The 12,865-nt window shown below is 60.1% G+C and carries 12 protein-coding genes; 3 read left to right on the forward strand and 9 right to left on the reverse strand.

The window, feature by feature from the left end; translation table 11 throughout:
• Positions 1-38: 38 nt before the first annotated feature.
• The 3 genes from B0W55_RS02165 to B0W55_RS02175 all read right to left on the reverse strand — a co-directional run bounded on the left by B0W55_RS02165 (position 39) and on the right by B0W55_RS02175 (position 3,175).
• Positions 39-1,652 carry an NAD(P)/FAD-dependent oxidoreductase gene (locus B0W55_RS02165; RefSeq protein ID WP_077044392.1) on the reverse strand — a complete coding sequence of 538 codons (1,614 nt, stop codon included), beginning with the start codon at positions 1,650-1,652 and terminating at the stop codon, positions 39-41.
• 95 nt (positions 1,653-1,747) lie between these two features.
• Positions 1,748-2,413: a COG3650 family protein gene (locus B0W55_RS02170; protein ID WP_077044393.1), complete on the reverse strand. Its 666-nt coding sequence runs from the start codon at positions 2,411-2,413 to the stop codon at positions 1,748-1,750.
• Between the two features lie 162 nt (positions 2,414-2,575).
• A complete protein-coding gene (locus B0W55_RS02175) occupies positions 2,576-3,175 on the reverse strand; it encodes a short chain dehydrogenase (RefSeq protein ID WP_077044394.1) in 600 nt (199 codons plus the stop codon).
• Between the two features lie 105 nt (positions 3,176-3,280).
• On the opposite strand from B0W55_RS02175, the gene B0W55_RS02180 reads away from it, so the two are divergent.
• Positions 3,281-4,189, forward strand: coding sequence for a LysR family transcriptional regulator (locus B0W55_RS02180; RefSeq protein ID WP_077044395.1), 909 nt, complete (start codon positions 3,281-3,283; stop codon positions 4,187-4,189).
• A 182-nt stretch (positions 4,190-4,371) separates the two neighbouring features.
• Here the strand turns inward: B0W55_RS02180 and B0W55_RS02185 are convergent, their stop codons facing one another.
• The 5 genes from B0W55_RS02185 to B0W55_RS02205 all read right to left on the reverse strand — a co-directional run bounded on the left by B0W55_RS02185 (position 4,372) and on the right by B0W55_RS02205 (position 9,375).
• On the reverse strand, positions 4,372-5,073 hold the full coding sequence (locus B0W55_RS02185) for an ABC transporter ATP-binding protein (protein ID WP_075946837.1): 702 nt from the start codon (positions 5,071-5,073) through the stop codon (positions 4,372-4,374).
• Entirely contained in the window at positions 5,074-5,841 is a 768-nt protein-coding gene (gene livG / locus B0W55_RS02190) for a high-affinity branched-chain amino acid ABC transporter ATP-binding protein LivG (RefSeq protein WP_077044396.1), read from the reverse strand. It abuts the gene before it with no gap.
• Entirely contained in the window at positions 5,838-7,094 is a 1,257-nt protein-coding gene (locus B0W55_RS02195) for a high-affinity branched-chain amino acid ABC transporter permease LivM (RefSeq protein ID WP_077044397.1), read from the reverse strand. Before B0W55_RS02195 ends, livG begins: the two co-directional genes overlap by 4 nt.
• Positions 7,091-8,014: a high-affinity branched-chain amino acid ABC transporter permease LivH gene (gene livH, locus B0W55_RS02200; protein WP_077044398.1), complete on the reverse strand. Its 924-nt coding sequence runs from the start codon at positions 8,012-8,014 to the stop codon at positions 7,091-7,093. Before livH ends, B0W55_RS02195 begins: the two co-directional genes overlap by 4 nt.
• Positions 8,015-8,247: 233 nt before the next feature.
• The gene (locus B0W55_RS02205; RefSeq protein ID WP_077044399.1) at positions 8,248-9,375 is read right to left on the reverse strand and encodes a branched-chain amino acid ABC transporter substrate-binding protein; all 1,128 of its coding nucleotides are present in this window, start codon (positions 9,373-9,375) and stop codon (positions 8,248-8,250) included.
• Between the two features lie 348 nt (positions 9,376-9,723).
• On the opposite strand from B0W55_RS02205, the gene B0W55_RS02210 reads away from it, so the two are divergent.
• The gene (locus tag B0W55_RS02210) at positions 9,724-10,029 is read left to right on the forward strand and encodes a DUF2288 domain-containing protein (RefSeq protein ID WP_077044400.1); all 306 of its coding nucleotides are present in this window, start codon (positions 9,724-9,726) and stop codon (positions 10,027-10,029) included.
• Between the two features lie 287 nt (positions 10,030-10,316).
• Here B0W55_RS02210 and B0W55_RS02215 read toward each other — a convergent pair whose 3' ends face one another.
• Positions 10,317-12,515, reverse strand: a complete 2,199-nt coding sequence (locus B0W55_RS02215; protein ID WP_077044401.1) for a hypothetical protein — start codon at positions 12,513-12,515, stop codon at positions 10,317-10,319.
• Positions 12,516-12,714: 199 nt separating this feature from the next.
• Between B0W55_RS02215 and B0W55_RS02220 the strand changes: the two genes are divergently transcribed.
• Positions 12,715-12,865 (forward strand): NAD(P)-binding domain-containing protein (locus tag B0W55_RS02220; RefSeq protein WP_256576170.1); only part of this gene is annotated, 151 nt, incomplete at its 3' end.

Genomic DNA, 12,865 nt, shown 5'->3' on the forward strand with positions numbered 1-12,865 from the left:
GCTTTCGCGAGCGAGCCCGCTCCCACAATGGATGGGTATCAGGCCTCGAGACCGAGGATATCCCGGGCTACCGCTTCGGCTATGCGAATCCCGTCCACACCCGCCGACAGAATCCCCCCCGCATACCCCGCGCCTTCGCCGGCCGGGAACAGGCCCTTCACGTTCAGGCTCTGCATCGACTCGTTACGGGTTATCCGCAGTGGCGATGAGGTGCGGGTCTCGATCCCGGTCAACACCGCGTCGTGCAGCGAGTAACCGCGAATCTGCTTCTCGAACGCCGGCAAGGCTTCGCGAATGGCTTCAATGGCAAATTCTGGCAAGGCCAGGGCCAGATCCCCCAGGGCAACGCCTGGCTTGTAGGACGGTTCAACGCTGCCCAACTCGGTGGACGGCTTGCCAGCAATGAAATCACCGACCAGTTGCGCCGGTGCTTCGTAATTGCTGCCGCCCAGCACAAAGGCGTGGGACTCCAGACGCTCCTGCAACTCGATACCGGCCAGCGGACCGCCCGGGTAATCGACTTCCGGAGTGATCCCGACCACGATGCCGGAGTTGGCATTGCGCTCATTACGCGAGTACTGGCTCATGCCGTTGGTGACCACACGATTGGGTTCGGACGTGGCCGCAACGACTGTGCCACCCGGGCACATGCAGAAGCTGTAGACCGAGCGCCCGTTGCTGGCGTGGTGCACCAGTTTGTAGTCGGCGGCGCCCAATTTCGGGTGGCCGGCGTACTTGCCCAGGCGTGCGCGATCGATCAGCGATTGCGGGTGCTCGATACGGAAACCCACCGAGAACGGCTTGGCTTCCATGTACACGCCGCGACCGTGCAGCATGCGGAAGGTGTCCCGGGCGCTGTGGCCGAGGGCCAGAATCACGTGTTTGGAGTGAATCTGCTCGCCACCATCGAGCTCGACGCCCACCAGTTGGCCGTCGTCGATCAACACATCGGTGACCCGTTGCTGGAAGCGCACTTCGCCGCCCAGGGCGCGGATTTGCTCGCGCATGTTTTCCACGACGCCAGTCAGGCGGAACGTACCGATGTGCGGTTTGCTGACGTAGAGGATTTCTTCTGGCGCACCGGCCTTGACGAACTCATGCAGCACCTTGCGGCCGATGAATTTCGGGTCCTTGATCTGGCTGTACAGCTTGCCGTCGGAGAAAGTCCCTGCGCCACCTTCGCCGAACTGCACGTTGGACTCGGGGTTGAGCACGCTTTTACGCCACAGGCCCCAGGTGTCCTTGGTGCGCTGGCGCACTTCAGTGCCGCGTTCGAGGATGATCGGCTTGAAGCCCATCTGTGCCAGCAGCAGCCCGGCGAAAATACCGCAGGGGCCGAAACCCACCACGATCGGGCGTGCGTTCAGATCGGCGGGCGCCTGGCCGACCGGCTTGTAGCTGACATCCGGAGCCACGTTGACGTTACGGTCATCGGCGAACTTTTGCAGCACCGCCGCCTCATCGCGAACGCTGAGGTCGATGGTGTAGATGAAGCACAGTTCCGAGGATTTCTTGCGCGCATCGTAGCTGCGCTTGAACAGGGTGAAGTCGAGCAAGTCATCGCTGGCGATGCCCAGGCGCTGCACGATGGCAGGGCGCAGGTCTTCATCGGGATGGTCGATCGGCAGCTTGAGTTCGGTGATTCGTAACATGACGGGATCCGGTTCGCGGGGCGCACAACTGCGCCAGGGCGTTTGAAGGCGGCGATTATAAGCCGCAAAGCCCGGGTCCCGTGAGGCCTAAACGATCAGTCGTCGCGCGATCCGCCGAAATACGCGCAACCGCGCTGCACCTGGCCGTCGATCCGCAACTCGGCCGTCATGTGCTGGATGCTGGCGGTGCTGCTGTCGACGCAGCGTTGCGGGGCGACCCATAGCTCGATGTGCTGGTTGTTGGCTTCGGTACTCAGGTTGAAGCGACCGTCGCCCAATTGCTCTTCGACATAGGGCAAAGCCAGGGGCGGCTGGCCGGCGCGGTCGATGACCAGGCCTTTGCCGCTGACGCGTACGCTCCATTCGGGGGTGTGACCGGCAGCACGCAGAATCAGCAGTTTGAAATCGGGGTCGGCACAGGCATTGCCCGAACGCTCGACGCGGTACAGCTGTTGGAGGTCGATCTGGCCGTCGCCAGCGCCGGCAACGATGCGCCCACGCACATCGGCAAACAGTTTGCCCTGGGCATCGGCCAGGCTCGCGGCCTGTTGCAGAACGCTCGTGCCGCCGGTGTCGTTGACCACATAATGGCGCTGCTCGCCGCAGGGCTGGAACAGCAGTTTGCCGTCGGCGGCGCTCAACTGGCCCTGCATGCGGGTCTGGCCTACGTGGGAGGCGCTTTCACGGGAGCCGTCGAGCAGTTGGCAAGCGGCGAACAACGGAAGCAGGGCAACGAGGACTAGCGAACGGGCAACACGCATCTTGGGGTCTCCTGACAGGTGCCGCCACGTTACGCAGCCTGACCGTTCATCACAACCCCGGTGATGGCCGCCAATCACCCCCTGTGGAGCGAAGTTTGCTCGCGATGGCGATTTCAAGGACGCCATCGCCGGCAAGCCGCGCTCCTGCAGGCATGCGTTCAATCAGCCGACGTGAAAGGTTTGACCGGTCTGCAGGCCTTCGACACTTTTGGCGTAGGCTAATGCCACGTCCGCTGCCGCAACCGGTTTGAAACCGCGGAAGTAGGGCGCGTACTTGCCCATGGCTTCAACCAGCACGTTGGGGCTGACCGAGTTCACCCGCAGGCCGCGGGGCAGTTCGATGGCCGCTGCGCGAACGAAGCTGTCCAGCGCGCCGTTGACCAGCGCCGCCGAAGCACCGCTGCGGATCGGATCGTGGCTGAGCACGCCGGTGGTGAAGGTGAACGAGGCGCCGTCGTTGGCGAATTCGCGGCCGATCAGCAACAGGTTGACCTGGCCCATCAACTTGTCCTTCAGGCCCAAGGCGAAGCTGTCTTCGCTCATCTCCGCCAACGGCGCGAAGGTCACGTTGCCGGCGGCGCAGACCAGCGCATCGAACTTGCCGGTTTGCTCGAACAGTTTGCGAATCGAGGTGCTGTCGCTGATATCCACCTGCAAATCACCACTGTTGCGGCCGATGCGGATGATCTCGTGACGTTCGGACAATTCTTTGTCGATGGCCGAACCGATGGTGCCGCCTGCGCCGATCAAAAGAATTTTCATGGTGCCGTTCCTCCAGTGGGTTGAATGTGGCTTCAGTTTAGGGTGGTTTTTTCCATTGATAAGCGCGCTAATAGGCAACCTTTGGTTTTCAATTGGAAACAATCCATGAGCGAGATGGATGACCTGGCGGCGTTTGCGGTGTTGGTGGAAGCGGGCAGTTTTACCCTGGCGGCGCAGCAACTGGGGTGCAGCAAAGGGCAGTTGTCCAAGCGCATCAGCCAGTTGGAAACGCAGTTTTGCGTAGTGTTGCTGCAACGCACCACCCGGCGCCTGAACCTGACGGCGGCGGGCGCGGCGCTGTTGCCCCAGGCTCAGGCGCTTGTGGTCCAGGTGGAGCGGGCGCGTCAGGCGTTGGCCCGGTTGAAGGACGACATGGCCGGCCCGGTGCGGATGACGGTGCCGGTGTCGCTGGGGGAAACCTTCTTCGACGGCTTGCTGCTGGAGTTCTCCAGCCAGTATCCCGAAGTGCAAATCGAACTGGACCTGAGCAACGACTACCGCGAACTGTCCCGCGACGGTTTCGATCTGGCGATCCGCTCGGACGTGGCGATTGACCAGCGATTGGTGGCGCGGCCGCTGTTGGCCTGGCATGAAATGACCTGCGCCAGCCCGGCGTACCTGGAGCAATACGGCGAACCGCAGACACCTCAGGCCTTGGTCGAGCATCGATGCCTGCTCAACAGCCACTACAGCGGTCGCGAAGAATGGCTGTATCACCAGCAGCACGAATTGCTGCGGGTGCGGGTATCCGGGCCGTTCGCCAGCAACCACTACAACCTGTTGAAAAAAGCCGCCCTCGCTGGCGCCGGCATTGCCCGCCTGCCGTCCTATCTGCTACCGGCGGAGTTGGCTGACGGCCGTTTGCGCTGGCTCCTGCGCGACTATCAGACGCGGAGCATGCCGATGTACCTGGTGCATCCGTATCAGGGCGGGCTGCCCAAGCGAACGCAGGTGCTGGCGGATTATCTGATGGGGTGGTTCAAGCGCAGTGGAGAGGCGTTGGATCGACTTTGATACCTGCACAAGCCTTGATGTGGGAGCGAGCCTGCTCGCGATAGCAATGTATCAGGCAATATTTCTTTTGAATGTGAGATTGCTAGCGCGAGCAGGCTCGCTCCCACAGGGATCTAATTGTCCTGGGATTGTGGCAGGCACAAAAAACGGCCCGAAGGCCGTTTTTCGTTTACCGCAAAGGCTCAACCACCGAGGTACGCTTCGCGCACTTTCGGGTCGGTCAGCAGGGACTCACCGGTGCCTTGCATCACCACCCGGCCATTTTCCAGCACGTAGGCGCGGTCGGCGATCTTCAGCGCCTGGTTGGCGTTCTGCTCCACCAGGAACACCGTCACACCGTCCTTGCGCAGCTGTTCGATGATGTCGAAGATCTGCTGGATGATGATCGGTGCCAGGCCCAGGGACGGCTCGTCGAGCAGCAACAGCTTGGGCTTGCTCATCAGCGCACGGCCGATGGCGAGCATTTGCTGTTCGCCGCCGGACATGGTGCCGCCGCGCTGGCTGAAGCGTTCTTTGAGGCGTGGGAAAAGTCCGAGGACCTTGTCCATCTGTTCCTGATAGTCGCCCTTGGCAGTGAAGAAGCCGCCCATGGAGAGGTTCTCTTCGACGGTCAGGCGGGAAAAGACCCGACGGCCTTCCGGCACGACCGCGATGCTCTTGCGCATGATCTGCGAAGAGTCCTGGCCGACCAGTTCCTCACCCATGTAACGGATGCTGCCGCTGTGGGCCCGAGGCGAACCGCACAGGGTCATCAGCAAGGTGGACTTGCCGGCACCGTTGGCGCCGATCAGGGTCACGATTTCGCCCTGGCGGACTTCGACGTTGACGCTGTGCAAGGCCTGGATCTTGCCATAGAAGGTGGAAACGTTTTCGAACTGCAGCATTTACGCTTCCCCCAGGTAGGCTTTGATCACTTCAGGATTGTCGCGGATCTGTTCCGGCGTGCCGTCGGCCAGAGGCGTGCCCTGGTTGATCACGACGATGTGGTCGGAAATGCTCATGACCAGTTTCATGTCGTGTTCGATCAGCAGCACGGTCACGTTGTGCTCTTCACGCAGCACGCTGATCAGCGCCTTCAGGTCTTCGGTTTCCTTCGGGTTCAGGCCGGCGGCCGGTTCGTCGAGCATGAGGATCCGCGGGCGGGTCATCATGCAACGGGCGATTTCCAGGCGACGTTGCTGACCGTAGGCCAGGGTGCCGGCCGGGCGGTTGGCGAATTCGCGCAGGTTGACCTTGTCCAGCCAGTACTCGGCGAACTCCATGGCCTCGCGTTCGCTCTTGCGGAACGACGGGGTCTTGAACAGCCCGGACAGGAAGTTGGTGTTCAAGTGGCGATGCTGGGCGATCAACAGGTTCTCGACCGCCGTCATGTCCTTGAACAGGCGCACGTTCTGGAAGGTACGCACCACGCCCTTGAGGGCGATCTTGTGGCCAGGCAGGCCTTCGATCGGCTCGCCGTCCAGCAGGATGCTGCCGCCGGACGGCTTGTAGAAGCCGGTCAGGCAGTTGAACACGGTGGTCTTGCCGGCACCGTTGGGGCCGATCAGTGCCACCACTTGTTTCTCTTTCACGCTCAAGGCAACGCCGTTGACCGCCAGCAAGCCGCCGAAGCGCATGCTCAGGTTTTCTACTTTAAGGATCTCGCGGCTCATTTGCGCAGCTCCATGTGAGGACGTTGCATGGGCAGCAGACCCTGAGGGCGCCAGATCATCATCAGTACCATCAAGGCACCGAACATCAACATGCGGTACTCACTGAACTCACGCATCATTTCCGGCAGCAGGATCATCACCACCGCAGCGAGGATCACGCCCAACTGCGAGCCCATGCCACCCAATACAACGATGGCGAGGATGATCGCCGACTCGATGAAGGTGAAGGACTCTGGAGTGATCAGGCCCTGACGGGCAGCGAAGAAGCTGCCGGCGAAACCGGCGAAGCTGGCGCCCAGGGTGAAAGCCGAGAGTTTGATGATGGTCGGGTTCAGACCCAGGGCACGGCAGGCGATCTCGTCCTCACGCAACGCTTCCCAGGCGCGGCCCAACGGCATGCGCAGCAAACGGTTGATGACGAACAGGGCAGCCAGTGCCAGCAGCAACGCCACCAGGTACAGGAAGATCACCTTGTTGATCGAGTTGTATTCCAGGCCGAAGTACTCGTGGAAGGTTTGCATGCCTTCGGCCGCCTTGCGCTCGAACGTCAGGCCGAAGAACGTCGGTTTTTCGATGTTGCTGATGCCGTTCGGACCACCGGTGATATCGGTCAGGTTACGCAGGAACAGACGGATGATTTCACCGAAGCCCAGGGTCACGATCGCCAGGTAGTCGCCGCGCAGACGCAGCACCGGGAAGCCCAGCAGGAAGCCGAAGGTGGCCGCCATCAGGCCGGCGATCGGCAGGCAGATCCAGAAGCTCAGGCCGAAGTAGTGCGACAGCAGCGCGTAGCTGTAGGCACCCACGGCGTAGAAGCCGACATAACCGAGGTCGAGCAGGCCGGCCAGGCCAACCACGATGTTCAGGCCCAGGCCGAGCATCACGTAGATCAGCACCAGAGTCGCGATGTCCACCGCGCCGCGGGAGCCGAAGAACGGCCAGATCAGGGCGCCGGCGATCAACGCAATGATGATCCAGCGCTGAGTGGTCGGCAGGGTCAGGAAGTTGCTGGCCTTGGCCGGAATCAGCGGCATGTTCGGCGAAGAACGCCAGGCCGAGCTGATCTGCTGGTCGAACAGCACGCGCAGGAACATCAGCACCGAGCACACGGCGATGGTGATCAGCGTGGCGGTGCTGGTGCCATGCACTTCCAGGTTGATGCCGACGATGGTCAGTTTAAGACCCAGTACCGGGTAGGCCACGGCCCACACCAGCAAGGCGCTGAAGAACGCCTGTTTAAGATTCCTAGTCATACTTTCTCAACCTCCGGACGACCCAACAGGCCGGTTGGCCGGAACAACAACACCAGAACCAGAAGACCGAAGGCCACGACGTCCTTGTACTGGTCGCCGAAAATATCGGCACCGAAGGCTTCCGCCACACCCAATACCAGCCCGCCGAGCATGGCGCCCGGGATGCTGCCGATACCGCCCAGTACCGCTGCGGTGAAGGCCTTTAGGCCGACCAGGAAACCGGCGTTGGGGTTGATCACGCCGTATTGCATGCTCAGCAGCACGGCCGCGATGGCCGCCAGCGCAGCACCGATGACGAAGGTCAGGGCGATGATGTTGTTGGTGTTGATACCCAGCAGGTTGGCCATCTTGATGTCTTCGGCACAGGCGCGGCAGGCGCGACCCAGGCGAGAGCGGGAGATGAACAGCGTCAGGCCGAGCATGGCGATCAGGGTCACCACGAACACCACGATTTGCATGTAGGAAATCAGCACTTCTTGTGCGCCACCTGGCCCGAATGCAAAGTTGCCCGGAATCAGGTTGGGGATGGATTTGTCCTTGGAGTCTTGCGCCAGCAGAACCGTGTTCTGCAGGAAGATCGACATACCAATGGCGGAAATCAGCGGGATCAGACGGTTGCTGCCGCGCAGGGGGCGGTAGGCGATCCGTTCAATGCTGTAGCCGTAGGCACTGGTCACGACGATGGTCGCGAGGAAAGCGGCGGTCATCAACAGCGGAACACTGTCGAGTCCCAGCATGGCCAGCCCGGCGATGGCGATGAACGCCACGTAGGAACCGATCATGTACACCTCGCCGTGGGCGAAGTTGATCATTCCAATGATGCCGTAGACCATCGTATAGCCGATGGCGATCAGGGCATACGTGCTGCCAATGGTCAGGCCATTAACCAGCTGTTGGAAGAAGTGATAGATGTCAGGCATTACAGCGCTCCTAAAAACCTGATACGCATTTCACTGGTGGAGTCATTTTCCCGCCCGGGCCCCGTGGATCTGCATCCACTTCGAGTTCGGGGTTTGCCAGCGAACCGCTGATGACGGTTTTGAGATTTTCAGGTGGGGAGACTGGCGGATCACGCCAGCGCGGCCCAGGTACGTTCGTAAAACAAAGCCCACGGCACGCCGTGGGCTTTGTTGGCAGTCAGTCAGGCAAGGCCTTACTGAGGCGAAGCTTCAGTTTTCGGTTTGCCGAAGTGCCACTCGTAAACCACGAATTTGAAGTCTTTCAGGTCGCCCTTGGCGTCGAAGCTCAGGTCGCCGGTAGGGGTCTTGAAGGTGCCTTTGTGGATGGCTTCAGCCACTTTGGCGGTGTCTTCGGACTTGGCGGCCTTGATGCCTTCGGCGATCACTTCCACAGCCGAGTAGGCCGGGAACACGAACGGACCGCTCGGGTCTTCTTTCTTGGCCTTGAATGCGTCAGCCAGGGCAACGTTGGCAGGGTCCTGGTCGAACGACTTCGGCAGGGTTACCAGCAGGCCTTCGGAAGCGTCCTTGGCGATCTGCGAAATGGAGTCGTTACCCACGCCTTCCGGACCCATGAACTTGGCTTTCAGGCCTTTTTCCTGGGATTGACGCAGGATCAGACCCAGCTCCGGGTGGTAGCCGCCGTAGTAGACGAAGTCGACGTTGGCTTGCTTGAGCTTGGCGATGATCGAGGAGAAGTCCTTGTCGCCGGCGTTGATGCCTTCGAATACAGCGACTTTGACGCCGTCTTTTTCGAGGGTCTGCTTAACGGCGGTGGCGATGCCTTCACCGTATTGCTGTTTGTCGTGCAGGACGGCAACGACTTTCGGCTTGACGAACTTGGCGATGTAGTTACCGGCGGCAGGGCCCTGGGCGCTGTCCAGACCGATGGTGCGGAACACCATTTTGTAACCACGGTTGGTGATGTCCGGGCTGGTGGCAGCCGGGGTGATCATGATCACGCCTTCGTCTTCGTAAATGTCCGACGCCGGCTGGGTGGAGCTGGAGCACAGGTGGCCAACCACGAACTTGACGCCGTCGTTGACGACCTTGTTCGCGACCGCTACCGCTTGTTTTGGATCACAGGCGTCATCGTATTCAACGGCTTCGAGTTTCTTGCCGTCCACGCCGCCTTTGGCGTTGATCTGTTCGATGGCCATTTTGGCGCCACTGAACTGCATGTCGCCGTATTGGGCTACAGGGCCGGTTTTAGGGCCGGCGATGCCGATCTTGATGGTGTCAGCTGCGAACGAATGGCTGGCAACCCCGGCCAGAACCATAGCGGCAAACAGTTTGGAAATCTGCTTAGTAGCCTTAGTCATAGTGCTCCACTCTTACTGTTGTAGTTTTTATAGTCCTGGCGCCTCGGGCGGCAGAACCGGGTCAGTATCCACGACATTCCCCGGAAAAGCCCCTCGGCAACTGTACCGGTACAGTGTAGAGCGCCGATTGTCAGCCTGGGAAGCTGGCGCCGGGGGGCAAAACTCAGGGGTGTCGCTTTTTTGAAAGAAAAAGACAGAATTGCGGCGGGGGTTTGACGGGCATATAGCCAGATTCCGTGCATTCCTTGGCGTTCCTGCGCTTTTCATTCGGTGATGCAAATTGCTACCGGGTTTTTCTGCCGAACCACCGACGTTATCATTGCGTCAATTTCTTTTTCGAGCAGACCCATGAACGAAGAACCTAGCACCCTCTATGCCAAGCTGCTTGGAGAAACCGCATCTATTACCTGGAAGGAACTGGAGCCGTTCTTCGCCAAGGGCGCCCTATTGTGGGTCGACCCGGCGCTGGATTTGATCGGCGCAGCCGAAGCCGTGGCCAGCGATGAGGGCGAGAAAGTGGCGGCCTGGCTGGCTGCCGACAAGGTCGCCAAGCTGTCTGAAACGCGGGCGCTGGATCTGTTCGAACGTGACCCGCAGCTGTGGGCGGTGGTGGTTTCGCCGTGGATCCTGATCCAGGAAAGAGCGAAGGCTTGAATGTTCGCACCGGTTCGGTGCGTACAGTTGCCGATTGAAAGTGTGTAGGCGAGTAGCGTGATGGCACGTTGCCGTAGAGAAAGGCCACAGCCTCACGGTGACGTAAACGTAACGGGAACAGTTAAGCGAGCAGCCTGAGGGCTGCTTAATTGTTTCTGGAGATTGTCTTTCTGTCGGGCAGGCGGTGAATGACCGACCGTATTCGCGAGCAAGCCCGCTCCCACATTTGACCGAGTTTCCTCGGAAGGGCAGTGTGGGAGCGGGCTTGCTCGCGAAGGGGACGCCGCTTAATACGCCGTTTTGCCCGTATGGTTATTCAACGAAATAACCTTGGTCTTGCCAATGCGATGACGGTAGATCTCGCGCAGGTACTTGATCGCTTTCTTCACGCAATCCCGGGACAGGCGGATGTCGTTGATCGAGACGAACTTGTCCTTGTCGTTGATCAGCTCGCGGTATTTCTTCTCGTACATCGGCTTGATCGCGTACCAGTTGGTATCGAGGATTTTCGCCGGATTCTCGAATTCGTTGAGTAGCTCATCAATGCGGTCTTCGTCGAATTCCTCATTGATGATGAAGTCGAGGATCGAGTGATCCAGGGTGTCATCGAAGCGGTACGGGTTGCGCGCAAAGCAACGCTTGATGAAGGCCACGATCAGGGTCAGGAAGTCATCCGACAGGCACGGGCTCTTGGCGATCAGGGTGGTCAGCGACAGGTTGGCCGAGGCGCCGATCACCAGCGCGTAACGCTTGAGCGTGGTGTTGGGGAACAAGCTGTTGAGGTGGGTCTTCAAGCGGTTGAGGTCCATGTAGGACAGCTTGTAGTCCTTGGGCAGGGATACGATCGAGACCACCGACGAGCAGTTCTTGAAGAAATGCAGGTCGTGCAGCGCCGCGGCGTCATAGCCCGAATTCTTGTACTGCTCCAGCGAGGCGCGATAGCGCTTGGATTCGATCGGCAACAGGCTGATGCCTTCGATGGCTTGGGTGACCTTGTTGAAGTGCGGCAGGTCGATGGAGCGGAAAAACAGGTCGTCGATGTTCAGGCGCTGCGGCTCTTTCTCGAACACCTTGAATTTGTCGCCGGTCGGCGCCGGGGTTTCCGGGACGACAGACTCTGCGTAGGCAATCGCCACCGGGCCGGCCAGGCTCATGAACAGGTCGTTGGCGTCCAGGCGAATGGTTTCGCCGATGTCGATGCCGGCGCGACGGAAGTAGTTCTGGTCGTAGTCGGTAGTGACCGCCTGCGCCGTCAGGATGTTGAAGATCTGTTGCGAAATGTACTGATTGGCGTGCTTCTCCATGGCATTGACATCAATGTTCTGGATGTTGCCGTCATCGCTTTCTTCGGCGTAACGCATGATGTCGTTGGAGATCAGCATCATCGCGTTCCATGGGCGGATACGGCCCATGACGCTGGCTTCGCTGCTGTCTTCGTTGGCGAAGTTGTAGGAGAAGTCCCATTCTTCCGACAGGTATTTGCACAGCAGGCGACCGGCGTTGATGTGCAACGCTTCGGACATTTCGCTGCGGTGATCGGAAATGTTCGGCAGCACGCAGATGCCGCTGGTGAAGATCGGCTCGAAGACGAAGGAATGACCGCTCTTGCTGTCGTGCTCGTCCATCGGCTTGGTGTCGAACGTTTTGTTCATGTACGAATGCTGCTGGGCCAGGCCGAACTCCGAGGCCATGCCCGAACCGGTACCGCCGCCGGCGCTGAAGATCGAGAAGTACAGGCGCGACTGGTTGGCCTTGATGCCGCAGCTGTCGATCAGGTACGAGTGGATCATCTTCCAGTCAGGGCTGGAGAAGCGCTGGGTGTCCTTGTTCAGGATGATCTTGGCCAGGTACTGGCCGAGAATCGGCGCGTTACCGGCGCCGCCCGCATGGACTTCCGACAGGTCCATGATCTTCATTTTGCTGTAGTCGCGCAGGAAGCCGCTTTTTTCGTTCTTGCGCGAAAAGCGGATGCGCCCGGCGATGTCTTTGTCCAGGTCGCCGAGCATCACCAGCGGCTCGACCAGGAACACCGGTTTGGTGGCCTTGTTCGGCATCAGGCGCAGGTTGTTGCGAATCCACTGTGCCGGGCTGTAGCCCTTTTCGGCGTAGCGCTTGTCCGGCGACAGGCGATCGTCGCTGTTGAATTCGTTGAGATAGAACTTGCGGGCGTTGTACACCAGCTCCGCGACGTCCAGCGCGATGTTCGAACCACAGCGACCGAGGCCGATCAGGCATACCGACGGGAATTCCTGTTCGTTATGCTGTTCGTTGTCGCCTTCCAGGTGCGGCGGGCGCGGAAACACCATGTCGCGCAGGCCGTCGAGGTTGTCGAGGATGCGGTCGGTGTTGGTTTCGGTGAAGTACAGGTATTGCTGGGTCGCCAGCGGGCGTGACGGGAGCAATGGCTTCGACGAGACAGGGCTGTTCGCCGCAGGGCTCATGGTCAGGTCGGTTACCGCAGGGGCCGGATTGTTTTTGGAAGTCATTGTTCGCCATGTACCTGGGCTGGTTGGGTCGGGCGACACCTTGTCGTCGAACCGTCACGGAATGAGAACTCGCGTCTTTTATCAGCGCGTATTTGGCCCAAGCGTCAGAGCCGCGGCCTGAACGTCGCTCGGGGGAATCCTTTCCTGAGTCATGATGAATCGGCCAATATTCGGCGATCTTTAATCAGAAAGAGGCAAAATGATGTCAACACTACCTTCGTTGGGGTTTGCCGGAATCGGCCTGATGGGGCTGCCAATGTGCCGGCGTTTGTTGGCGGCGGGCTATCCGCTGACGGTGTGGAACCGCAATCCGGCCAAGTGCGCACCACTGGTCGAGGCGGGTGCCCGGC

The organism is Pseudomonas sp. KK4 (genome assembly GCF_001984065.1).
In the GTDB taxonomy this organism is placed as follows: domain Bacteria; phylum Pseudomonadota; class Gammaproteobacteria; order Pseudomonadales; family Pseudomonadaceae; genus Aquipseudomonas.